Source organism: Methylocaldum sp. MU1018 (assembly GCF_053646775.1).
The window spans coordinates 347,343-369,667 of the sequence record NZ_CM132195.1 but is presented as its reverse complement, the minus strand read 5'-3'; the positions used below and the strand labels follow the sequence as shown (position 1 = coordinate 369,667).

The following is a 22,325-nucleotide window of genomic DNA, read 5'->3' as shown; positions in this document are numbered from 1 at the left end:
GCGACGGCCAAGGCTCAGGGCAACAGCCATTCGATGGGCGCTATCGAAGATCGCGGCCAGTAGAGATTGGTCGCGTAGGAGACTACGAAGCACTTGTTCGTCGATCCTCCTTCCCACCATCCTCCCTGTGCATTGCACGCCGCCGGATCGGAAATTGGCGGGGTTTTGACGATTTCCTGGGTGGGTTTCCAGCACTTGCTGTTTGCGGCATCCCAATAGCCTTTATTGGCTTCGCAAACCGCTTGGGCGCCATAACTGCCGGTAGCATCCTCAAAGACTGCCGCCGCGTATTCGCCCAAGCGCAAATCGATGACATTGGTTCCCGAGAAGTTGAAGGTCACACCCGGCTGAGCGCAGTCTTTGTACAGCGTTGAACTGTTAGGGTCGCTGACCTTTCGGACTAGCCCCCCGTCATTTCGGATGACGAGATGCAGATGAACCGGGGAGTTATATGGGCTATTGCAACCCGCGCCAGGCCCGATGAAATTGACGTGTAAACGGCTGATCCCCGTTTGCTGATAATCCTGACTCAACACCTGACCCAAACAGTCTTTCCTATAGTCGTCGCCGCAATTGCCGGCACCTCTGACTCGATCGCTGCCGTAACTCAAAACCACGGCATCATCACCCCCGCTTATGCCGTACCACCATCCGTAATTCCGGTCGGCCGTATCCAGGGTCCACGTACCGCCGCCGGTCGTGCAGTCGAGTTGATTCGTGTAATTCAAGTCGCTGCAATAACCCTGCGCTTCTCGTCCCCAGCCGTCGGTGAAAGCATCGGGGTGTGCCGGATTCTGTGAACTCGGGAGATAGGGTCCGCGCCAGCCGTAGCCCAGGCCGGTGAGAGGATCGATGGCGTAAACGGGTAATCCCGTGCCGTCCAGCAACTCGCGCAAATCGTTCGGCAACCGCCCCATATCCGCCACGAATCCGCTGACCACCGCCCGGCCGTTCACCGTTTTGCGCGGGTCGCCGAGGATAGCTTCGCGGATCATATGCAGGCGATTTTGGGTCTGTTCGAAGCGGGCCTGGTCCTGCAGTCCGCCGGTCGATTGCAGGGCGACCGTGCTCAGCATGGCGAGAATGAGCAGGGTGACGGTCAGTTCGAGCAGAGTGAGGCCGCTTTGCTTGCGGAAAGGCCCGATTTCGTGCCGAGCACGCCTCTGCCGCTTCATCACTCGCACGCCTGATTTCCCTCGGGTCGAGGATCGGGAAGGCGCAAGAACAGCACGCGATCGTCGTGGCGATTCGCGGCGTTCGCGTCAGCCTCGGACGTGTCCAGCGCGCCGTCCGGCCCCGGGGACACCAGGCGGGCGTAATCGGCAATCCGGGCTTCTCCGGCATCGCAGGTATTGTCGGCGTCGACGTCGTTGCAGGGTATTTGCAGAACGATGGCGCCGCGATTGCGGAACATGTCCCGAACCCCTAATTCCCCGGTGGTTTCGTTCAAGGTCGATCCGTTCAGAAGATAGGGGCCGTGCCAGCCGCGGCGGGTGGCTGGGTTGAATGCCCGATGCCTGTCGCAGCTCGCGTTGCCGGGGTCGTTGGGAGGCAGGCAGTCCGGGTCGGAAACGTCCCAGTCGGCAAGCAGATAATGCAGGCTATGGCCCGAGCCGGCCGCTGCGGTCGGATGCCGCGGCAAATCGCCCATATCCCCCCGATATCCCGGCGCCGCACCGCTGCCCATGATGGCGTCGCGAAGGACGGCGAGGCTGGCGTCGGTGGTTTGGCAGGCGGCCGCCCGGCTTGTTCCGCTCAGATACGGCATGGCGATGCCCGCCAGCCCGATCAGCACCATCAGCACGACGCTCAGCTCGACCAGCGTCATGCCGCGTTGATTGCGAATGTTCATCGTTCTTGTGTCAGCGCCGCCCGAAGCGAATCGGCCGGCGTCATTTGCACTTCCGGTTGCCGCCGCCCGGATCGCCCATTTGCAGGTACAGCACCCGGTCGTCGCCCCGGCTGCCGGCGTTGTAGTCGGTCAGGGCGGTTTCCAGCACCCCGTCGGGGCCGGCCGATACCAGCCGCGCGTTGCCCGGCAGCCACATATCTTCCCGGTCGCCGCAGGCGCCGTTGCGGTTCTTGTCGTCGCAGGGAATCTGGAGCACGATCGGATTCCGGCAGTAGCGTTCGGCATCCGAATTGGTGCATTCGGGCGCGTGATGCCTGAATCCGTCGAGGACGCCCATATCGCCGTTCGCCAAGCCGTTGATGAAGCGGCCGCTGCCGCAACTGTCGTCGGAGAAGCTGCAATGGGCCTTGCGGACGTCGATCCGCACGCCGTCTCTCAGGTACGGACCGTGCCAGCCCCGGCCGGTCGCCGGATCGAAGGCGTGGAGCGGCAGCAGCAGCGACGCCGGGTCGAACAGATCGTGGATCGAGTGCGGAATCTCGCCGACATCGGCGCGGTAGCCCAGTCTGGCCGGCACGCCCAGAATTGCGGCGCGGACCGCGATCAGGCCGGCATCGGTGGCGGCGCACTCGGCCGCGAAATCGCCGCCGTGCACAAACGACATGGTCACGCCTATTGATGCCGACACGATCGTCAGCACGGCCGCGCGCTCGGACAGGCTCATCCGGCGGCGCGCCCTGAAAAAGCGGTGTAGCGGGTGGTTCGACGCAATCATACGCAGATATTTTTCCAGTGGTTCGACGAGCACGAGCGTCGGCGCCGAAGCGCCCTTCTCCCTCCGGCCGGGTTCAAGGCGGGTTCGGCTCGGATTGTCCCTTGTCCCCAGCAGTTCGTTTTTTTGCGTCCCATCGCTGAGCCGCCCCGGAGCGGCTCAGCGATGGGATCAGCCCGGCATCCGTCCGTACCTGTCGGGCTGAAGATTTTCCGATCTTGAGCCGGACGCGTCCTGCGTCCGGTCTTCGCTATGCAGGCCGGGCAAGATTCGCCCGAGCCCGGCCCGCGGCTACTGCGCCCGGTTCGGGATCATCAGCTGCCGTTAGCGATATTCTCGTAGCTGTGGCTCAAGCTGTTAGCGGTACCCCACAGATGACCCGCGCCGGAGCCCATCGCCATCGCCGTACCGATGAACTTGGCCGCTTCCATGCCCGCCGTGCAGCCCGAATTGGCAGCGCCGGGCGCGACCGCAGCCATTGACTTGTCCACCTGGTAGACGGCGATGAAACGGTTGTATTTGTTGACCGGACCCATGCTGCTCTGGCTGGCGAAATGGACGGGCGCAGTGGACATGACGCGGCCGGTCATGCTGGAGCCGTCGCCGATGCCGAAGGCCACGTAGTCGTAGCAAGTCGAATCGAAGCTGCTGGGTTGCCGCCCGAAAGCTTGCGCCATGTGATCCTCGATGGTGCCGGCGCCGAGCGTGGCCACCGCGGCCACCGTCGCCACAGTGTGGGAGCCGGCCGTCAGGTCGGTCGGCGTCGGCTGCGTGGATGCAAACGTGGCATTGGCCGTATCCGGATCGTTGTAAAACAGCGAAGTGATGCCGGCCATGTTCAGCGATCTGTACCGGACCAGATCGGCGGAACCCGGCGCTCCCGCAGGGTCTATGGTTGCGGGCGCGAAGAAGCCGGTGTGCATCATCTTGCAATAGACGTCGTTCGCCGCAGCGCCTGCGCAATCGGGCGCTGCGGCGGCGGTGGCGGCCGCGCCGTTAATCAGGGCCTCCAGGTTGTTCGGAGCCCCCATGAACTGGGTGTGGTAGCGCTGGACGGCGTTGTCCAGATTGGCCAGATTGTTGGTGCCGGTACTGTCGTGCGTTTTTCCGACGAAACCGGTTACGTAGGGAATCAGCAAGCCCGCCAGGCCGATCAACACCAGCAGCACGACGGTCAGTTCGATCAGCGTCATACCCGCCTGTCTGCGGGGTGCCTGTTCCGACAAGATTGCGTTATTATTTTTCATTGAAGGTTCTCCTGAACTTCGTTTAGTTAAAAGATTCGCACTCGATTAACGTCAAGCGAACTGAGAGAGGGCGCCATCCGTGTCCTTGGCCTCAGCCCGGGAGAACCTTCCCCCCAAACCGTATTCTCTGCCTGAATCGTCCATTCTTTCTCTTCGCTCTTCTGCCCTTTGCCTCGCCCCGCCGCACTTTCTTTTTGGCGAACGCGGTTCTCAACAAAGTAAGCCTAGGATTACAGAAAGCGTGCCAGCGATCTTATGTCTTTGATTTTTCGTAGCCGACTTGACGAATTTCGAAACCTGGTCTACGCGGGACGAGCAAAACCATCGAAAACATGAGGGAAATGACATAGGGCGCCTAAGCGAATGAGGCAACCAATAAATCAGTAAATCGCGATATAACCATGAACTTAGGGCTTCGCCCGGACTTTCGGCGACGCTGCGGCAAATCGCCGAGCGACTGCGGGATTTGCCCGAAATGTTTTTTTGGCCCACCGGCGCCCGCGTTTTCCGGCCCCTTGTCCTTCTTTCAGCCATCGGGCCCCGGGAGAGGGCGACCGTTCCCGGCGAACAAATCGCCGAACTTATCGAGCGAGCGCCCTGGAGTGCGCGGTGTTGCGGCAGGCGCGCCTCGTCCCGAACCTGTCCCCGGTTCGAAGGAAAGAACGAAAGTGTCGATGTACGCGATATCGCTCAGTATGGCATGGCATTTGCCTCAAACCGCCAATAAAAAATTTATACATAATAAAGTAAGCATTTGATAATACTTAAATAACCTACATTTGGTGCGGTTTTTGCCATAACGCTCGGAGCCGGCCCTCGCCGGCACCTTCTCTTGTGCTATCTGACGAGGTTATGTGTGAAAAAGACCGTTTTGAACGAACGATTGGCCAAGGCGCTGACCGGCGCCCTTTCGTTCTCGTACGCCGTCGCGGCGTTCGCCGCCGATGAGGCGGAGATCCGAAACAGCGGCGAAACCGTGCAGCTCGATAAAATCCTCGTGATCGAATCATGGACGCCGCAGTTCAAATCGCTGAACACTACCGAATCGAGCAGCGAAGAGGTGGCCAAGAGACAAGCCCGCATCAGCGACACCGCCGAGCTGTTCGACGACGCGCCGGGCTTCAGCCGTTACGGTTCGGGCGGATTGTCCAGCCTGCCGGTGATTCATGGCCTCAACGACGACCGGGTCAAGGTGCAGATCAACGGGATGTCGATCACCTCGGCCTGCGCCAATCACATGAATCCGCCCTTGTCCTACATCGATTTGCGCAACGTGGAGCAGGCGACGATGGTGGCGGGCATCACGCCGGTCAGCCTCGGCGGCGACAGCCTCGGCGGTACGATCATCCTCGATGCCATCACGCCCCGTTTCGCCACGGCCGAGGAAGGCACGCTATTCGGGGGCAGCGTTTCGTCGTTCTACCGCAGCAACGGCGAAGCCTTCGGCGGCAGCGTGACGCTCAGCGCGGCGGGCGAGCACATTGCCCTCTCCTACACAGGCTCCCACACCGAGAGCGACAACTACAAGGCGGGCGGCGGCTTCGAGGTCAAATCCAGCCAGTACGAGGCGCAGAACCATTCGATGACCCTGGCGCTCGGCAACGACGACCATCTGCTGGTCATCAATGCGGGGCAACAGAACATTCCTCGCCAGGGCTTCCCCAACGCGCGCATGGACATGGTCGACAACGACAGCACCTTCGGCAATGTCCGCTACAAGGGAAAATTCGGCTGGGGCAATTTCGAAACCCGGTTCTACTACGAGAACACCCAGCACGAAATGAACTTCTTGAGAGACAAAAAGCCCGCCGACATGCCGATGAAGACGGAAGGCGTCAACCTCGGCTATCTGGTCAAGGCGGAGATACCGCTGTCGGATCGGGACACGCTGCGCGTCGGCAACGAATACCATCGCAACGAACTGGACGACTGGTGGCCGCCGGTCGCCGGCAGCATGATGATGGGACCGGAAACTTTCTGGAACATCCGCAAGGGCGAGCGCGACCGGATAGGCACCTTCGCCGAGTGGGATGCGCGCTGGAACGAGCAATGGAGTTCGCTGCTCGGTCTGCGCCACGACCATGTGAGCACGAATGCGGGCACCGTGCAGCCGTATTCCTCGATGTCCATGATGCAGCGCGCCGACCAGACGGCGGCCAGAGCTTTCAACGCCGAAAGCCGCGCCCGCACCGACGACAATTTCGACGTGACCGCCCTGGTGCGCTATACGCCCAACGCCACCAGCCAGTTCGAAGCGGGTTACGCGCGCAAGAACCGTTCCCCCAACCTTTACGAACGCTACGCCTGGGATCTGGGGCGCATGGCCATGAACATGAACGGCTGGTTCGGCGACGGCAACGGCTATGTCGGCGACCCGGACCTGGAGCCCGAGGTGGCCCATACGCTGAGCGTCACGCTCGGCTGGCATGACGCGCAGCAACGAGAATGGGACGTCAAGGTCACGCCGTATTACACCTATGTCGAAGATTACATCGACGTGGACCGTTGCCCGCCGGCTGTGGGCACGGGCTGCACGGCGGCGAATCTGCGGGCGACCGACGGTTTCGTGTTTCTCAAGTTCGCCAACCACGACGCCCAGCTCTACGGCGTCGACTTCTCCGGCAAGGCGCTCCTGGGCGACACGCGCTTCGGACGCTTTACCGGCCGGGGCATACTGGGCTATGTCCGCGGCGAAAACCTCGACACCGGCGACAACCTCTACCACATGATGCCGGTCAACGCCAAACTGACCGTCGACCACGAATGGGGGGGCTGGAACAACGCCGTCGAACTTCAGTTGGTGGCGTCGAAAACCGACGTGTCCGACGCCAGAAACGAACTCAAGACCGGCGGCTACGCCTTGGTCAACCTGCGCACCGGCTACGAATGGAAGCACGTCCGCGTCGACGCCGGACTCGATAACCTGCTCGACAAGAACTACGATTTGCCGCTGGGCGGCGCCTACCTCGGTGCGCGTCCGATGACCTACGGCACCGCCTTGCCCGGCATGGGACGCTCGGCTTATGTAGGCGTGACATTGAAGTTTTGATGACCGCACACCGCCCGCCCCTTCCCGCAATCGGGAAAGACGGGACACGGCGGCGGCCGGCAAAAACGCCGACGCGCGTTCCGGCTCGTTCTTCGCTCACTTCGAAGATTCGATCTTCGGATGCAGCAGATCGATGAAAGGTGCGGGATAAACGCCCAGACCGAAAATCAAAAGCAGCAACACGGCCAGCACGAAATGCCCGCCGAGCGGCTGGGCTTCCGATCGGAGCGGCATTGCGCCCGGCGCCTGAGCCATCCGGAAGACGATGCGCAGGTAGTAGTAGAGCCCCAGTCCGCTGCCGACGATGAGCGCCCCCATGAGCACCCAGAGCGAACCCTGGCCTCCGGCCGCGAACAGGTAGAACTTGCCGACGAAGCCGGCGGTCAGCGGTATGCCGGCCAGAGACAGGAGCGACACACTGAACACGGTCGCGAGCCAGGGACGAGTCCAGAACAGCCCCGCGTAATCGTCCAGATCTTCCGCCTCGCGATCGGCCGGGCTGATGACCGAAACCACGCCGAACGCCGCCAGCGTCATAAGGAAATAAGCGGCGAGATAAACCATCAGCGCTTCGGCCGCGAAATCTCCTCCGACAACATTCGCCGCGATCAGCGCCACCAGGAGATAACCCATGTGGCCGATGGAGGAATAGGCCAGAATGCGCTTGACGTTGTTCTGCCGCAAAGCCAGAAGATTGCCCACCAGCATGGAAACGACGGCGATCGACGCCAGAAGGACATCGAGTACCGGCGCGCGAAGAACGCCGCTTTCCAGTCCGTAGCGCAACAGCAACACGAACACCGAGCCCTTGGAAACCGTCGCGAGCAGGCCCGTGATCGGCGCCGGCGCGCCTTGATAGACGTCGGCGGTCCAGAGATGAAACGGCACCAGCGATAATTTGAAACCCACGGCCACCACGATCAGGATCGTTCCGATGACGGACGGAAACGTTCCGGGCGCGGCGCCCGGAGCCGCGAATGCCAGGGTGCCGGTCTCGGCGTAGATCAAGGCCATGCCGAACAGCAGGAGCGCCGAAGCGACGCCGGACAGCACGAGATATTTGATACCCGCTTCCAGCGCCCGGCTTTCGCGCAAGGGGTAGGCTATGAGCGCGAACAGGGACACGCTGAGGGTTTCGAGCCCCAGGAAGAACGCTGCGAAATGATGGGCGGAGGCCAATACGCCCGCGCCGAGCAGCACGGTCAGCATCAGAAGATAAAGTTCTTCCGGCTGGCCCTTGCGGACGCGGAAATATTCCCGGCACAGCACCGCTGTGGCCAGGCCCGCGGCATAGGCCAGGACGATGAAGACCAGGGCATAGCGATCCACCCGCAGAAGCGGCGTTACCGGCCTCGGAGCGAGGTCCGCGGCCAGCGGCACCGTAATCAGCGAGACCAGGATACCGATGACGGTCAGGACGAAGATCAGGCGATGATCGCGCCGGAAAGCGATGGCCAGCATCACGATCACCGCCGCGGACGACAGCGCGATCAAAGGCAGGAGCGCGAGAAGATCGGTTGCGGTGATCATGGCTTTCCCCCGCTCAACAGGCTGATGCTATCGAGCCGCGAATGACTCTGCCGCGCGACGCCGTCCTCCCAGACGCTCAGACTGCTCTTCGACCATGCTTCGGAAACGCCGAGCATGGACTGCGGATACACCCCGATCCAGACCGTCGCCGCGATCAACGCGCCCATCAAGGCCATCTCGCGGGCGCCGAAATCGCGCATCGGATGTTTTTCCCGCGGTTCGCCGTGAAAAGCCCGCTGAATCAGAATCAGCGAATAAACCGGCGCGATGATCAAGCCGAGAGCGGCGGCGGCCGTCACGGCGGCATCCGCCCGATAGGCGCCCAGCAGCACCAGAAACTCGCCGACGAAATTGCCGAGCCCCGGCATGCCGAGCGCGGCTATGGAAAAGAACAAGCCGATGGCCGCCATGCGCGGCACGTCGGTCCAAAGTCCGCCCATGCGGTTCATGTCGCGGGTATGGATGCGTTCCTGTAGCGCTCCGGCCAGCGCGAACAGGGCGGCGGCCGAAATCCCGTGAGCCAGCAGGGTGATCACCACGCCTTGCAGCGCCAGCGCATTCCAGGCGAACAACCCGACCAGCACGAACCCCATGTGGCTGATGCTGGTATAGGCGACCAGGCGCTTTATGTCCGACTGCGCGAAAGCCAGCGCGCCGCCGTAGAGAATGCCGGCCACGCCCAGCCCCATCGCCACCGGGGAAAAATCCGCGACCACTTCGGGAAACAACGGGATCACGAAGCGCAACAGCCCATAGGCGCCGGTCTTCAACATCACTCCCGCCAGAATGACGCTGCCGCCTGTCGGCGCCTGGGTATGGGCGTCCGGCAGCCAGGTATGGAACGGCACGCCCGGCAGTTTCACGGTAAAGGCGATAAAGAAACCCAGCATCAGCCACAAAGCGGCAGCGACGTCGAGATTCGTCTTCAGCAAATCGAAATAATCGAAGGTATAAACGCCGGTATTGCCGTGGTGGATCACCACCAGCACGACTATGGCCAGCAGCATCAGAAGCCCCGAGACCTGGGTGAACAAAAAGAACTTGATGGCCGCGTAAGCCCGGTCCTCGTGCCCCCACAAGGCGATCAGGAAATACATGGGAACGATCATGATTTCCCAGAACACGAAGAACAGGAACAGGTCCAGCGCGAGAAACACCCCCATCACGCCGGCCAGCGTCCACAGCAGATGGAAGTGGAAGAATCCCACCCGCGCCTTGATCTCGGTCCAGGACGCCGCCACGGCCATGACGCCGAGAAAAATCGTCAGGGCGGCCAGCAACAGGCTGACGCCGTCCAGCGCGAGATGAAAACCGATACCGAAGCGCGGTATCCAGCGCCAGTGGACATCGTCCAGCCAAACGCCGGCATCGGGGAAACCTCCGGCGAAATAGGAAACCAGCAATGCGCCGTCCACTACCAGCGCGGCGAGCGCGATCCAGCGCGGAGCATCGGCGGCATAGCGCTCCGCCTGCCAGGCGAGCAAGCCGCCAGCTATCAACACCAGAATCAGCGCCGCGAGCATCACGACAGTATCCCCAGGGCGATGGCCAGCACGGTTCCGCCCGTAAGGCCGGCGACATACCAGCGCAACTGCCCGGTCTGGGTGGCGGCGAACGCGCGGTGCCCGTAGCGGCTGACCGCCGCAACGCCGCGATAGACGTCGTCCACCACGTCGTCCCGGTTGATCGCGGCCAGCCGACGGAACGGATTCACCAGCAGCATCCCATAGAGCCAATCGAATCCCCAGCCGCTGAACCAGAAGCGGTGCAACACGCCCCCCAAATCGGTCGCCGCCAGCGCTTCGGCGGAAAAGGTCCGGGTCAGATAGAAAAGCACCGCGACGCCGATCCCGATGAACGGCGCCAGATCGGTGAGTATGCCCGCGATCGGCCCCAGCTCGCCCGATTCCGGTTTCGGGAACACCGAACCCAGCGGCATCGAAACCCAGCCGCCGAACAAGGCCAGTGCGCCGAGCAGAATGAGCGGGATGGTCATGGCGAATCCGAGATGCTCCGAAGCCCGCTCGTTTTCCGGACCGAAAAAGGCGACGAACAGTAAGCGGAAGCTATAAATGCCGGTCAGCAGCGCCCCCAGCGTGCCGGCGGCCCAGAACCACAATCCGTTTTCCGCCCGGAAAGCGGAAGCCAGGATCTCGTGCTTGCTGAAATAACCCGAGGTGAGCGGCAGCGCGGTCAGCGCGGCGCTGCCGATGACGAAACTCCAAAACGCGACCGGCAGCCGTTTTCTGAGACCGCCCATGCGGAAGATGTCGTGCTCGTGGTGATAGCAATGGATCACCGCTCCGGCCGCGAGGAATAGGAGTGCCTTGAAATAGGCGTGCGTGGTCAGGTGAAAGATGGCCGACGAAAACGCGGTCACCCCCAGCGCCAGGAACATATAACCGATCTGGCTGATGGTGGAATACGCCAGAATCCGCTTGATGTCGCGCTGGGTCAGCGCGGTGAAGCCCGCTATCAGCAGGGTGACGGCGCCGATGGCGGCGACCAGTTGCAACACCGCGGGCGCCAACTCGAACAGCGCATGGGTGCGGGCGATCAGATAGACCCCGGCGGTCACCATGGTCGCAGCGTGGATCAGGGCGCTGATCGGCGTGGGGCCGGCCATGGCGTCGGGCAGCCAGGTTTGCAGCGGCAACTGGGCCGACTTGCCGACCGCGCCGCCCAAGAGCAGCACGGCGGCGAGCGCGGCCAGGCCGGAGCCGACCGGCCAAGTCGAGGCCGCCCTCTGCATGAGGGTCTGAATGTCGAGAGTGCCGAGGTGCGTGAAAAGCAGCAGCAGCCCCACCGTCATCGCCGTATCGCCCGCCCGGGTCATCACGAAAGCCTTGCGGGCCGCCGCGCCGTTCTCCGGATTCTCGTACCAGAAGCCGATCAGGAGATAGCTGCACAGGCCCACGCCCTCCCAGCCGAGGTACAAAAGCACCAGGTTGTCCGCCAACACCAGTATCAGCATGGCGAAGACGAACAGGTTCATGTAGGCGAAGAAACGGGCATAACCGGCATCGTCCGCCATGAAACCGGCCGAGTAGACGTGGATGAGAAAGCTGACGCCGGTCACCACGAACATCATGTTCAAGGACAAGGCGTCGAGATAGAGCGACACTCCGGGCGTGAAACCGCCCACCTGGATCCAGGTCCACAGCGTCTGGCGGTACGGCGCGAGCGAGCCGTTCAAGAACTCGACGCCGATCAGCGCGGCGAATATGACCGACAGTCCGACGGCCCCGGCGCCGATCCAGGGCACCCAGCGCCTCGGCATGTTCCCCTGGCTCGCCACCAGAATCAGAAAGCCGATCAACGGGAAAAGCGGAACAAGGCCCAAGTAGTTCAGCACCCTTATTTCTCCTTATTGGTTAGAGGGTTGTCCTGCGCCAGTCCCCTCGCGGCTGCAGCGCCCATCATTCCTCACTCCTCTTCATCAAAATCCGATTTCCCTTCTGGCAAGGGGAAGGAAAAAAACCAAGGTAGTCCGAAATAGACATCGACGGTTCATATCGCCTGCGGGCTCAACCCTTCATCCGACTCAACACATCCACATCCAAAGTCTGAAATCTACGGTAAATCTGCATCACCAAACCCAGGGCCACGCCCACTTCCGCCGCCGCCAGCGTGAGCACCAGCAGAAACATGATCTGCCCGTCGGATTGATTCCAGCGCGAGCCGGCCACGATGAACGCCAGCCCCGCCGCGTTCAACATGATTTCCAGAGACATCAGGACGGAGATCAGGTTACGCCGCACCAAGACACCGGTCAGCCCGAGCACGAACAGGACGGCCGCCAGAATCAGTCCGTGTTCCGAAGGAATGGCGCCGGTCATGGCGTAGCCTCGCGCCGGGCCAGATGATAGGCGCCCACCAGTCCGGCCAGGAGCAGCATGGACGCCAGTTCCACGGCCAGCACGTAGGGCCCCAGGAGCTGCATTCCGACTTCCTTCGGCGTGACGATATGACCGGTGGCAAAGCTCTGGCCCTTCTTCAGCACAAACAGAAATTCGATCAGCAATACCGTCGCTATGGCGGTAGGCCAGCGCCATGCGGAGGGTTGCAGCCAGCGCCGTTCCTGTTCGAGGGTCTGCTGCCCCAGATTGAGCATCATCACGGCGAACAGGAACAACACCATGATGGCCCCGGCATAGATGATCACTTCGAGCAGCGCCGCGAAATAGGCGCCCATCAGATAGAACACCACGCCGGATGCGATCAGGGACAGAATCAGATAAAGCAGCGCATGCACGGCGTTGATGCTCATGATCACCCGCGCCGTGGAGAACACGGCGACGAGGGCGGCGGTGTAGAACAAAACGTACAGCATCATGATGCGTTCCTAAGGCAATAAACTCCTGACATCCACCGGCGGCGCCTCGTTCTCGGCCTCGCCCTTGCCCTTTCCGGCGATACTTTTCCCGGCGACGCGGTAGAAGTTGTAATCGTGATACTTGCCGGTCCCGTCGATCAGAAGATGCTCCTTCTCGTAAACCATGTTGCGGCGGTCGTACTCGCCCATTTCCATGTCCGGCGTCAATTGAATGGCGTAGGTCGGACAGGCTTCCTCGCAAAACCCGCAGAAGATGCAGCGGGAAAAATTGATGCGGAAGAACTCCGGATACCAGCGGCCGTATTCGTCCTGGGTTTTCTGCAGGGCGATGCAGTCCACCGGACAAGCCACGGCGCAGAGATTGCAGGCCACGCAGCGTTCCTCGCCGTCGGGGTCGCGGGTCAGCACGATGCGCCCGCGATAGCGCGGCGACAAAGCCGGTTTCTGTTCCGGATATTGCACGGTGTCGGCCTTGGTGAACGTATGCTCGAGCACGGTCCACAGCGTCTGCAACTGGCTCAGGAAAGCTTTCAGCATGGCCGCACCCGCCCGAGGTTTCGCCGCTTCACTGCCATAGGACAATGCCTCCCGTAACCAGAAGATTCAGCAGCGACAGCGGCAGCATCGCCTTCCAGCCGAACGCCATGAGCTGGTCGTAGCGCGGCCGCGGCAAGGCGCCGCGCAGCAGAATGAAGAACAGGATGAACGCCAGGGTCTTGAGGATGAACCACACGACCGGCGGCAACACCGGCCCCAGCCACCCGCCGAAGAACAAGGTGACGATGACGGCGGAGCTGAGCGTGATCGCGACGTATTCGCCGACGAAGAACATGCCGAACTTCATGCCCGAATATTCCAGGTGAAACCCGGCCACCAGTTCTTGCTCGGCTTCCGGCAAATCGTAAGGGGCGCGATGGGTCTCGGCGACCGACGCGATCAGGAACAGGACGAATCCGAGAAACTGCGGAACCACGTACCAGCCGTTGCGTTGCGCCTCCACGATGGCGCGGAGGTCGAAGGTCCCGGCCAGCATCACCACGCCCATGATCGACAGGCCCATGAAGACTTCGTAACTCAAGGTCTGAGCCGCCGCCCGCAACGATCCGTACAGAGCATACTTGCTGTTGGAGGCATAGCCGGCCAGCACCGCGCTGTAGACGGACAAGGACGAGAGCGCCAGGAAATAAAGCAGGCCGAAGCTGAAATCGACGACCCCGATGCCGGGCGCGACCGGCACGATGGCGAAAGCGGCGAGCATGAGCACCATGATGATGGTCGGCGCGAGCAGGAACACCGGCTTGTCCGCGAAAGGCGGAATCCAGTCCTGCTTGCTCAGAATCTTGACCATGTCGGCGACCACCTGGAGCAAGCCCAGCGGCCCCACCCGGTTGGGTCCCAGCCGGTCCTGCCACCAAGCGAGTAGCCGCCGCTCCACCCAGATCAGAAGCGCCGCCGTGCCGATCAACACCAGGAGAATGCCGGCGACGTCGAACGGCGATCCGACGGTCATGACCCGCCCCCCTCTTTCTCGATGGCGATCCAGGCCGGAAGATCGCTCCGGAACAGCCCGGCAAGGCCGACCGAGATGCCGACGGCGCCTCTGGGCAATGACGGCTCCAGCCGCAGCGGCAAGCGCACGAGGCGCTCGTTCAGCCGCACCGCCAAAGTCTCGCCGACATCCAGCATGGCCGCATCGTCCGGATGCAGCGCGGCATAGGCCGGCGGCACCCGCTCCGCCACCGGCGGCGACAGCACGCTCAATTCATCACTGCCGAAAATGTGATAAAGCGGAATTGATCGCCAGCGCGTTTCGTCGCGCAAATGGCAGGGCACTTCGTCGAACCAGCGGGGTTTCGGCGTCTTCGGCGATTCGAAAAGCCTGACGCCGGGATCGCCGTTTCGCAGAGAGCCGCCCACCTGGTCCTGAAACTTGTTGACCGACTGCTGATTCGAGTTCCAGCCGGGCGCCCAGAAGAACGGCAACAGCGCCGGCGGCACATCGATATTCGCGCCTTCCATGGAAAACGCCAAAGCCGAATCCGGGTCGTCGGGCGGCTTGGGCTCGTGGATATCGCGGTTCGCGTTCATCGAGGTCCGCCCGCTATAGCGGTGCGGCTGGCGCGGAATCTTTTCGCCGTCGATCCTAAAGCCCGCCGGCGGAGCGGCATTCCGGATCGGGCCGAAATCCGCCAGAGCCGCGGCGCAGGCGGCGGTAAGCGCATCGATGTTCGCCCAGCGCGCGCCGGCGGCGGTGGCCAGCCAGCGCCAACTGTCCCGGATTTCGCCGCCGGCCGGCATGGCGGAATAAAACCGTTGCGCCCGCCCTTCGAGACTGACCAGCGTGCCCTCGGTCTCGGCGAACGTGCCGCCCGGCAGGAGTAACTGGGCTTTGGCCGCAGTGCCGTGGCGAATATGGTCGATCACCACCACGTGCCTGCTGCGGTTGAAAAAACTGTCCACGGCCCCGGCGTCGGCCCGGCGGTAAAGATCGTTCTCCAGCACGATCACGGTATTCAGGTCTTGAGCCGTTGCCGCGGCGAACGCATCCTTGACGCTGCGCCCGTCCATCATGGCCAGTCCGAGCGTATTGCATTCCGGCACGACGTAGCACAGATCGGTCGCCCGGCCTTCCCGCCGGTTCGCCAGGGCACAGGCGATATTGGCCGCCGCCCGGATCACGGCGAGACTCCCGCAGCCGGTGCCCGACACCACGAGCGGGCGCGCCGCGGATTTGAGGCTGTCGCCGATGCGTTCCGCCAGACGCTCATCCTCCGGCGAAAGATCGGCCACGACCGGCGCGTCCGGATCGATCCGATGGGCGACCGCCAACGCCAGCCGCGCAATGTCTTCCGGCGTCCCGCGGTAAATCGACTCGGCCACGTCGTCCAGTCGGGTCGCGGTAGGCGCCAGAATGAACAGAGGACTCTTCTCGTCCTGAGCGGCCTCCCGCACGGCGGCATCTTGCCAGTGCGCTATCTTCAGTTCGTCGGCGCGTTCGAACGCGCGGTTCCGTACCGCCTGGCGCAGCGCGAGCGCCAGGCGCGGCGCTGTGTTCGTCGCATCCTCGCCCACCACCAGAACGGCGTCCGCCCGCTCGATCTCGCGCAGCGACGGAACATGTACCGGCCAGTGCCTGAACACGTCCAGTATGGCCGCCGCCAGCGACGCTTCGGTCTGGGTCAATCCGGCGTAGAAATTGGCCGCGCCGACCAGTTCGCGCAGGGCGAAGTTGGCTTCCAGCGAGGCGCGGGGTGAGCCGATGCCGATCGTATGGCCGCCGAGCAGGCTTTTGAAATGATACAGGCCGGTTTCTCCGGAGACCGGCTCTCCCCGCAGCATCGGCTGGCGGATGCGCCGCTCGCTGTTGACGAATCCGTAGCCGAAACGGCCCCGATCGCAGAGAAAATAGCCGTTCACCTCGCCGTTATAGCGATTGACGATGCGGCGAAGGGTTCCGTAGCGCTCGCCGGGGCTGGTGTTGCATCCCACCGCGCAATGCGCGCAAACCGAAGGCGCGTTCTGCAAATCCCATTTGCGGACGTAATGCTTGCTGAAGGTCCGGTCGGTAAATACTCCGGTGGGACAGACTTCCACCAGGTTGCCGCTGAATTCGTTTTCGAGAACGCCGTCCTCGAAGCGCCCGAAGTAGACATTGTTGCGCGAGGCGAACACGTCCAGATCCCTGCCCCCGGCATAGTCGCGATAAAGGCGAACGCAGCGGTAACAGGCGATGCAGCGGTTCATCTCGTGGTTGACGAACGGCCCCAGATACTGGTTTCGGTGGGTGCGCTTCAAGCCCCGGTACCGGCGAAACGTGTGTCCGCTCATGACCGTCATGTCCTGCAAGTGACATTCGCCGCCTTCTTCGCACACCGGACAGTCGTGGGGATGATTGGTCATCAGGAATTCGATGACGGCAGCGCGGAATTCCCGAGCTTGAGGCGCTTCGAGGGACACCCGCAAGCCCTCGGTCACCGGCGTCATACAGGCCATGACCAGCCGACCTTTGGTATCGTGCTCGTCCTTGTACTGGACGACCGCGCATTGCCGGCAGGCGCCCACCGACCCCAAGGCCGGATGCCAGCAGAAATACGGCAAATTCATCCCCAGCGACAGACAGGTCTTGAGCAGATTGTCGCCCGCTTTTACGTCGTGAGTTTGTCCGTCTACCGTAATTTTCGCCATGATCGAATCCTATTCCCTTTCGAGCTTTACGGACGCCGCGCCCGACCGCTCCCCGACAGGTGCGGGGACTCGAAGCCGCTGGCGTCCGGCATCAACGAAGACGATGGTTCCCGATCGATGCATCAGGCCACCCTCGCATTTGACGATGGTTTCAAATAGCGCTCGAAATCGGCCCGAAAGTATTTCAAGGCGCTCTGCAACGGTTCCGCGGCGCCGGGCGCGAGGGCGCAAAAGGTATTGCCGGGCCCCATCAGCCGCGTAAGCCGTTCGAGCGTATCCAGATCCTCCGGCCGCCCGGTTCCCGCCAGCAATCCTTCGAGAAGTTGGACGACCCACGGCAGCCCGTCGCGGCAGGGGGTGCACCAACCGCAGGATTCCTGCGCAAAGAATCGCTCCAGATTGAGCACCATCTGCACCGGGCAAGTCCGGTCGTCCAGTACGATCATCGTACCGGTGCCGAGGCGGCTGCCCGCCTTCATGATCGCGTCGTAATCCATCGGCAAATCGAGATGCCCGGGCAGCAGAAAATCGGTGGATGCACCGCCCGGCAGGAATCCGCGCAGCGCATAACCTTCCTTCATGCCGCCGGCGCACTCTTCGATGAGCGTCCGGATCGGCGTCCCCATCGGCAGTTCCCACAAGCCCGGTCGCTTGACCCGGCCGCTCACGCCGAACAGCTTGGTGCCGGCATCCTGGCCGCGGCCCAAGCCCCTGTACCAGTTGACGCCGTTGCGAATGATGTGAGGCACGTTGCACAAGGTCTCGACGTTGTTGACCACCGTCGGACGGCCCCACAGCCCGCTGACCTGGGGATACGGCGGCTTGGCCCGCGGGATCGCGCGCTTGCCTTCGAGCGAATTCAGCAGCGCGGTTTCTTCGCCGCAGATGTAGCGCCCCGCGCTGGTGTGGAGATGAATGTCCAGACCGAAATCCGAACCCAGGATGTTTTTGCCGAGATAACCGGCGCCGTAAGCGTCCTTCAAGGCCTCATCCAGCCGATGGGCGGCGCGATGGTATTCGCCCCGGAGAAAGATGTAGGCGACATCGGCCCGCACGGCATAGGCGGCAATGGCCACGCCTTCGATGAGTTGATGCGGATCGGCCTCCATGAGCAGGCGGTCCTTGAAAGTGCCCGGCTCCATCTCGTCGGCGTTCACCACCACGTATTTTTGCCCCGTCGATTCGCCCTGCGGCACCAGGCTCCATTTGATGCCGGTGGGAAACCCGGCGCCGCCGCGCCCGCGCAAGCCCGAATCCTTGACTGCCCCGATCACGTCCGCGGGCGTCATGTCCTTCACGGCTTTGGTCAATCCCTCGTATCCCCCAGCGCGGCGGTAATCGTCCAGCATCACCGGCGAGAGATCGGGTTTGATGTTCTGGGTCAGCGGTCTGTCCATTTCGGGCCGTTCTTCTTTATTAATAGTCCGTCGATTCGGGTTTCGTCCACGTTCTCGTGAAGCTCCTCGCCGATCATCACTACCGGGGCGCGGTCGCAAGCGCCGAGACAGACGACGGGCAGCAGCGTGTAGCGTCCGTCCGCCGTGGTTTCGCCCAAGCCTATGCCCAGGCGCTCGGACAGACGCTCGCGAATCGTGTCGGCGCCCAACATCCAGCAACTCACGCTGTCGCAGCACAGGATGACGTTCTCGCCGACGGGCTTACGAAAAATCAGGTTGTAGAACGTCGCCACACTGTCCAGTTCATCCGGCGACATCCGCAATAAACCGGCGATCGATTTCAAGGCTTCGTCCGACACCCAGCCCCGATATTTCTGCACGATCTTGAGCGCTTCGATGGAAGCGGCGGACTTGTCCGGATAATGCCCCGCCGCCTCGATGATCTCGGCGGTTTCCTGTTCGCTCAGGATTCGGGCTTCGTTCATAGATGCTCCCCAGGGCACCCCGCCGGGAACGGCTTCGCCTTATCCCGGCCTACAATTTCGGTTATTGGTCCCGTATGATACGCCCGAGCATCGTAGTCCTGAGGCGGAACAGCCCGAAGGGGCGCGCGCGGCGACCGAGGGACAGGAAGTCCCTTCGGTCGTCCCCGGCTCAGGGCGAGAAGCGCAGGATTAAGCGTGTCATTCGGGTGCCCTTTTCTTTGGTTTCGCTGATTCGCACCATCCTTGGTGCGAACCCTTCGGGTGCGCTTCGCGCGTCCAAGTTTGTTCCTGACAAACTTGTCTTTTGGGCAAGCAAAAGACCAATTCGCCGGGAGCGAATTGGGACAGCGGAACGCTGGCCCGAAGGGCAAACTCCAGGGAAGGAGTTTGCAGCGTAACTCGCCCGCGGGGCGAAACCCGCATCCAAAATCACCGGCAGCGCCAGCCGCCACCACCTCAAACCCGCTGGCTAGTCCGACATCCTCAATATCCGCGAACAAACCATTGAGAAACATCATATTTCCCCCTCACCTATCCACATCCGACATCACGAAATCGATGCTTCCCAGGATCGCGACGAGGTCGGCGATCATGAGGCCACGGCTCATCAGGGGAATCATCTGGAGATGCGCAAACGAGGCGGTGCGGATGCGGGTGCGGTAGGACGTCGTGCCGCCGTCGCTGGTCAGGTAGTAGCGATAGAGTCCCTTGGTGCCTTCCACGCAGGCGGAGCCCTCTCCGGCCGGAATCACCGGCCCCCAACTGACGCTCAGAAAGTGCTGGATCAGGGTCTCGATGTCGTGCATCGTGCGCGCCTTGGGCGGGGGCGTGGTCAACGGATGAAACGCCTTGTAGGGTCCTGACGGCATGTTGTTCAGGCATTGCTCGATGATCCTGAGGCTTTGCCGCATTTCTTCGACCCGCACCAGGCAGCGGTCGTAGCAGTCCCCGTTTTTCCCCGACGGGATGTCGAACTCGAAATTTTCGTAGCCGGAGTACGGCCGCGCCTTGCGGTAATCCCAGGCCAGTCCCGTGGCCCTGAGACCGGGCCCGGTCGCGCCCCAGTCGATCGCCTCTTTCGTGCTGTAAACCCCGACGCCCTGGGTGCGCCGCTTAAGGATGCTGTTCGCCAGGACCATCTTGTCGTAGTGCGCCAGCCGTTTCGGGAAATAATCTATGAATTCCCGCACCTTCTTGTTCCAGCCCTCGGGCAGATCCATCGCCGTGCCGCCGATGCGGAAATAGCTGGCATGCATGCGCGCGCCGCTGATGGCTTCGACGATTTCGAACACCTTCTCGCGATCGATGAACATGTAGAAGATCGGCGACATCTGCCCCACGTCCTGGGCGAAGGTGCCGTAAAAGAGCAGATGATTGGCGATCCGGTAGAACTCCGAAACCATGACCCGGATCACTTGCGCTCTGGGCGGCACCTCGATGCCGGCCATTTGTTCCAGCGCCATGACGTAAGGGAGGTTGTTCAACGCGCCGCCGAGATAATCCACTCGGTCGGTATAAGGGATGTAGGTGTGCCAGGACTGGCGTTCGCCCATTTTCTCCGCGGCGCGATGGTGATAGCCGATATCCGGCACGGCGTCGACGATCTCCTCGCCGTCGAGTTGCAGAGCGATGCGGAAGACGCCGTGCACGCTGGGATGGTTGGGACCGAGATTGAGGAACAGAAAGTCGCTGGTTTCGCTGGATCGCCGCATTCCCCATTCTTCGGGCGCGAAACGCAAGGCTTTCTGTTCGGTCTCCTGCTTTTCCTCGGGCAGCGCGAACCGGCCCATCTCGGTGGCGCGGGCCGGATGATCCTTGCGCAACGGATGTCCTTTCCAGGTGGGCGGCATTAGGATGCGGCGGAGATTCGGATGCCCTTCGAAGCGGATGCCGAACATGTCGAAGACTTCGCGCTCGTACCAGTTGGCGTTGGGCCAAAGCGAAGCGATGCTCGGCACGGACAAGCTGTCCGCGGACAAGGGAACCTTGAGACGGATGTCCTCGTTCCGGTCGAACGACAAGAGATGATAAACCAGCGTGAAATCGCTGGCCGGGAGTCCGTTCCGGCGTTGGCGCAGACGCTCGTCCATGGCGGTGAGATCGAACAGCATGGCGTAAGGCCGCTCGGTCTCGCGCTTCAGATAAATCAGGCAGTCGAGCAAACGGTCCTTGCCCACCCAAAGGGTCGGAATGCGGTCGCAGGTCGACTGAACGGCAAATCCCCCGTCCCCGAAACGGCCGCGGAGTTCGGCGGCGATGTCGCCGGCATCTGGCCTTTCCGCCGCGATTTCGCCGAACTCGGCTGCGCTGGAAACCATCCTCATGGCCTTAAATGTGGTCCGGGCTGCGCAATTCGGAGACCCGCTTACGTTCCGGGGTCTTGAGGTCGCGGAGGCTTTGGATGGGCGCTTTTTGAACGCCGCCTTCGCCGACCACCCAGCCGAGCGGACGCCGTTCTTTTCCGATGGCGTCCTGCAACAGGATCAGGCCTTCCAGCAAGGCGTCCGGGCGCGGCGGGCAACCCGGCACGTACACGTCCACCGGCAAAAATTTGTCGACGCCCTGAACCACGCTATAGATGTCGTACATGCCACCCGAATTGGCGCACGATCCCATAGAAATGACCCAGCGCGGCTCCAGCAACTGCTCGTACAGGCGCTTGATGACCGGAGCCATCTTCATGAAAACCGTGCCCGAGATCACGATCAGATCCGCCTGCCGCGGGCTGGCCCTGATGACCTCGGAACCGAACCGGGCGATGTCGTAGCGGCTGGTGAAGGCGGTTGCCATTTCGACGTAACAACAGGAAAGGCCGAAATTGAAAGGCCAGACCGAGTTCGCTCGGCCCCAGGCGATCAAATCCTCCAGCTTCGCCATGAGCAGGTTGCGGCGCATGGATTCCTCGCTGACATGCTCGCCGGGACGAGGTGCGGGGTCGGTATCGGCTTTGGTGAGAGTCCACTGCATCGGTGATTCCTCTGCTAAATCCGTAATCGGGCATCCTGCAATTTTTGCCGTGTCGTGCGCCAATCCAGGGCGCCGATTTGCCAGAGATAGAACAAGGCCGCCAGCAGGATGCCGATGAACACCGACATCTCGATGTACCCGACCCATCCGGCTTCGCGAAACGCGACGGCCCAGGCGAAGATGAAAACGGACTCCAGGTCGAAAATCACGAAAAAGATCGCGACCGGATAAAACTGGATGGAAAGACGGACGTGAATGTCGCCCACCGGGACGATGCCGGATTCGAATTGCTCGTCGGTGGCGCGCCCATGGCGGTGCTGGGCCAAAAGATAAGGGATCGCCAGCATCGCCGCGACCACGACGATTATCGCCGCGATATAGGCGATGAACGGCCAAAGATCGGACACCTGCACCAAATCGACATTCATGCCGCACCTCCGGGTAGGTTGCAGTGGAGTGCAAAGGCGATCAGCTTGGCCGCAGATTAATCGGGCTGGCTATGGCC

General features: G+C 62.2%; 18 protein-coding genes. 1 reads left to right on the top strand and 17 read right to left on the bottom strand.

Annotation, left to right across the window (positions count from 1 at the left end):
• Positions 1–14: 14 nt before the first annotated feature.
• The 4 genes from ACWJKU_RS01730 to ACWJKU_RS01715 all read right to left on the bottom strand — a co-directional run bounded on the left by ACWJKU_RS01730 (position 15) and on the right by ACWJKU_RS01715 (position 3,871).
• Positions 15–1,175: a prepilin-type N-terminal cleavage/methylation domain-containing protein gene (locus ACWJKU_RS01730; RefSeq protein WP_454145307.1), complete on the bottom strand. Its 1,161-nt coding sequence runs from the start codon at positions 1,173–1,175 to the stop codon at positions 15–17.
• Complete coding sequence (locus ACWJKU_RS01725; protein WP_454145306.1) at positions 1,175–1,852, bottom strand: type II secretion system protein; 678 nt, start codon at positions 1,850–1,852, stop codon at positions 1,175–1,177. Before ACWJKU_RS01725 ends, ACWJKU_RS01730 begins: the two co-directional genes overlap by 1 nt.
• 40 nt (positions 1,853–1,892) lie before the next feature.
• On the bottom strand, positions 1,893–2,627 hold the full coding sequence (locus tag ACWJKU_RS01720) for a hypothetical protein (RefSeq protein ID WP_454145305.1): 735 nt from the start codon (positions 2,625–2,627) through the stop codon (positions 1,893–1,895).
• Between the two features lie 311 nt (positions 2,628–2,938).
• Positions 2,939–3,871, bottom strand: coding sequence for a type II secretion system protein (locus tag ACWJKU_RS01715; RefSeq protein WP_454145304.1), 933 nt, complete (start codon positions 3,869–3,871; stop codon positions 2,939–2,941).
• A gap of 856 nt (positions 3,872–4,727) precedes the next feature.
• On the opposite strand from ACWJKU_RS01715, the gene ACWJKU_RS01710 reads away from it, so the two are divergent.
• The gene (locus tag ACWJKU_RS01710; RefSeq protein ID WP_454145303.1) at positions 4,728–6,920 is read left to right on the top strand and encodes a TonB-dependent receptor domain-containing protein; all 2,193 of its coding nucleotides are present in this window, start codon (positions 4,728–4,730) and stop codon (positions 6,918–6,920) included.
• 96 nt (positions 6,921–7,016) lie between these two features.
• Here the strand turns inward: ACWJKU_RS01710 and ACWJKU_RS01705 are convergent, their stop codons facing one another.
• From ACWJKU_RS01705 to ndhC, 13 genes are all read right to left on the bottom strand, one after another.
• The gene (locus ACWJKU_RS01705) at positions 7,017–8,450 is read right to left on the bottom strand and encodes an NADH-quinone oxidoreductase subunit N (protein ID WP_454145302.1); all 1,434 of its coding nucleotides are present in this window, start codon (positions 8,448–8,450) and stop codon (positions 7,017–7,019) included.
• Positions 8,447–9,973: an NADH-quinone oxidoreductase subunit M gene (nuoM, locus tag ACWJKU_RS01700; protein WP_454148005.1), complete on the bottom strand. Its 1,527-nt coding sequence runs from the start codon at positions 9,971–9,973 to the stop codon at positions 8,447–8,449. The genes ACWJKU_RS01705 and nuoM overlap by 4 nt, the downstream gene beginning before the upstream one ends.
• Positions 9,973–11,805: an NADH-quinone oxidoreductase subunit L gene (gene nuoL, locus ACWJKU_RS01695; protein WP_454145301.1), complete on the bottom strand. Its 1,833-nt coding sequence runs from the start codon at positions 11,803–11,805 to the stop codon at positions 9,973–9,975. The genes nuoM and nuoL overlap by 1 nt, the downstream gene beginning before the upstream one ends.
• Before the next feature lie 172 nt (positions 11,806–11,977).
• On the bottom strand, positions 11,978–12,289 hold the full coding sequence (gene nuoK / locus ACWJKU_RS01690; protein ID WP_454145300.1) for an NADH-quinone oxidoreductase subunit NuoK: 312 nt from the start codon (positions 12,287–12,289) through the stop codon (positions 11,978–11,980).
• A complete protein-coding gene (gene nuoJ, locus ACWJKU_RS01685; RefSeq protein WP_454145299.1) occupies positions 12,286–12,786 on the bottom strand; it encodes an NADH-quinone oxidoreductase subunit J in 501 nt (166 codons plus the stop codon). The genes nuoK and nuoJ overlap by 4 nt, the downstream gene beginning before the upstream one ends.
• Positions 12,787–12,795: 9 nt before the next feature.
• Positions 12,796–13,323, bottom strand: coding sequence for an NADH-quinone oxidoreductase subunit NuoI (gene nuoI / locus ACWJKU_RS01680; RefSeq protein WP_454145298.1), 528 nt, complete (start codon positions 13,321–13,323; stop codon positions 12,796–12,798).
• 28 nt (positions 13,324–13,351) lie between these two features.
• Positions 13,352–14,296 carry an NADH-quinone oxidoreductase subunit NuoH gene (nuoH, locus tag ACWJKU_RS01675; protein WP_454145297.1) on the bottom strand — a complete coding sequence of 315 codons (945 nt, stop codon included), beginning with the start codon at positions 14,294–14,296 and terminating at the stop codon, positions 13,352–13,354.
• Positions 14,293–16,971, bottom strand: a complete 2,679-nt coding sequence (nuoG, locus tag ACWJKU_RS01670) for an NADH-quinone oxidoreductase subunit NuoG (protein WP_454145296.1) — start codon at positions 16,969–16,971, stop codon at positions 14,293–14,295. Before nuoG ends, nuoH begins: the two co-directional genes overlap by 4 nt.
• A gap of 122 nt (positions 16,972–17,093) precedes the next feature.
• Positions 17,094–18,368, bottom strand: coding sequence for an NADH-quinone oxidoreductase subunit NuoF (nuoF, locus tag ACWJKU_RS01665; RefSeq protein ID WP_454145295.1), 1,275 nt, complete (start codon positions 18,366–18,368; stop codon positions 17,094–17,096).
• Complete coding sequence (gene nuoE / locus ACWJKU_RS01660; RefSeq protein WP_454145294.1) at positions 18,353–18,853, bottom strand: NADH-quinone oxidoreductase subunit NuoE; 501 nt, start codon at positions 18,851–18,853, stop codon at positions 18,353–18,355. Before nuoE ends, nuoF begins: the two co-directional genes overlap by 16 nt.
• A gap of 527 nt (positions 18,854–19,380) precedes the next feature.
• On the bottom strand, positions 19,381–21,171 hold the full coding sequence (nuoC, locus tag ACWJKU_RS01655; RefSeq protein ID WP_454145293.1) for an NADH-quinone oxidoreductase subunit C/D: 1,791 nt from the start codon (positions 21,169–21,171) through the stop codon (positions 19,381–19,383).
• Positions 21,172–21,181: 10 nt separating this feature from the next.
• The gene (locus tag ACWJKU_RS01650) at positions 21,182–21,820 is read right to left on the bottom strand and encodes an NADH-quinone oxidoreductase subunit B (protein WP_454145292.1); all 639 of its coding nucleotides are present in this window, start codon (positions 21,818–21,820) and stop codon (positions 21,182–21,184) included.
• Between the two features lie 14 nt (positions 21,821–21,834).
• Positions 21,835–22,248 carry an NADH-quinone oxidoreductase subunit A gene (ndhC, locus tag ACWJKU_RS01645; protein WP_454145291.1) on the bottom strand — a complete coding sequence of 138 codons (414 nt, stop codon included), beginning with the start codon at positions 22,246–22,248 and terminating at the stop codon, positions 21,835–21,837.
• Positions 22,249–22,325 lie beyond the last annotated feature (77 nt).

Bases quoted from the DNA above. Each gene is read 5' to 3' on its own strand.
- ACWJKU_RS01730 (WP_454145307.1), bottom strand. From the start codon at position 1,175: ATGAAGCGGCAGAGGCGTGCTCGGCACGAAATCGGGCCTTTCCGCAAG.
- nuoG (WP_454145296.1), bottom strand. From the start codon at position 16,971: ATGGCGAAAATTACGGTAGACGGACAAACTCACGACGTAAAAGCGGGC.
- ACWJKU_RS01650 (WP_454145292.1), bottom strand. From the start codon at position 21,820: ATGCAGTGGACTCTCACCAAAGCCGATACCGACCCCGCACCTCGTCCC.
- nuoH (WP_454145297.1), bottom strand. From the start codon at position 14,296: ATGACCGTCGGATCGCCGTTCGACGTCGCCGGCATTCTCCTGGTGTTG.
- nuoI (WP_454145298.1), bottom strand. From the start codon at position 13,323: ATGCTGAAAGCTTTCCTGAGCCAGTTGCAGACGCTGTGGACCGTGCTC.
- ACWJKU_RS01715 (WP_454145304.1), bottom strand. From the start codon at position 3,871: ATGAAAAATAATAACGCAATCTTGTCGGAACAGGCACCCCGCAGACAG.
- nuoC (WP_454145293.1), bottom strand. From the start codon at position 21,171: ATGGTTTCCAGCGCAGCCGAGTTCGGCGAAATCGCGGCGGAAAGGCCA.
- nuoM (WP_454148005.1), bottom strand. From the start codon at position 9,973: ATGCTCGCGGCGCTGATTCTGGTGTTGATAGCTGGCGGCTTGCTCGCC.
- ACWJKU_RS01705 (WP_454145302.1), bottom strand. From the start codon at position 8,450: ATGATCACCGCAACCGATCTTCTCGCGCTCCTGCCTTTGATCGCGCTG.
- nuoF (WP_454145295.1), bottom strand. From the start codon at position 18,368: ATGGACAGACCGCTGACCCAGAACATCAAACCCGATCTCTCGCCGGTG.
- ACWJKU_RS01720 (WP_454145305.1), bottom strand. From the start codon at position 2,627: ATGATTGCGTCGAACCACCCGCTACACCGCTTTTTCAGGGCGCGCCGC.
- ndhC (WP_454145291.1), bottom strand. From the start codon at position 22,248: ATGAATGTCGATTTGGTGCAGGTGTCCGATCTTTGGCCGTTCATCGCC.
- nuoK (WP_454145300.1), bottom strand. From the start codon at position 12,289: ATGACCGGCGCCATTCCTTCGGAACACGGACTGATTCTGGCGGCCGTC.
- nuoE (WP_454145294.1), bottom strand. From the start codon at position 18,853: ATGAACGAAGCCCGAATCCTGAGCGAACAGGAAACCGCCGAGATCATC.
- nuoJ (WP_454145299.1), bottom strand. From the start codon at position 12,786: ATGATGCTGTACGTTTTGTTCTACACCGCCGCCCTCGTCGCCGTGTTC.
- ACWJKU_RS01725 (WP_454145306.1), bottom strand. From the start codon at position 1,852: ATGAACATTCGCAATCAACGCGGCATGACGCTGGTCGAGCTGAGCGTC.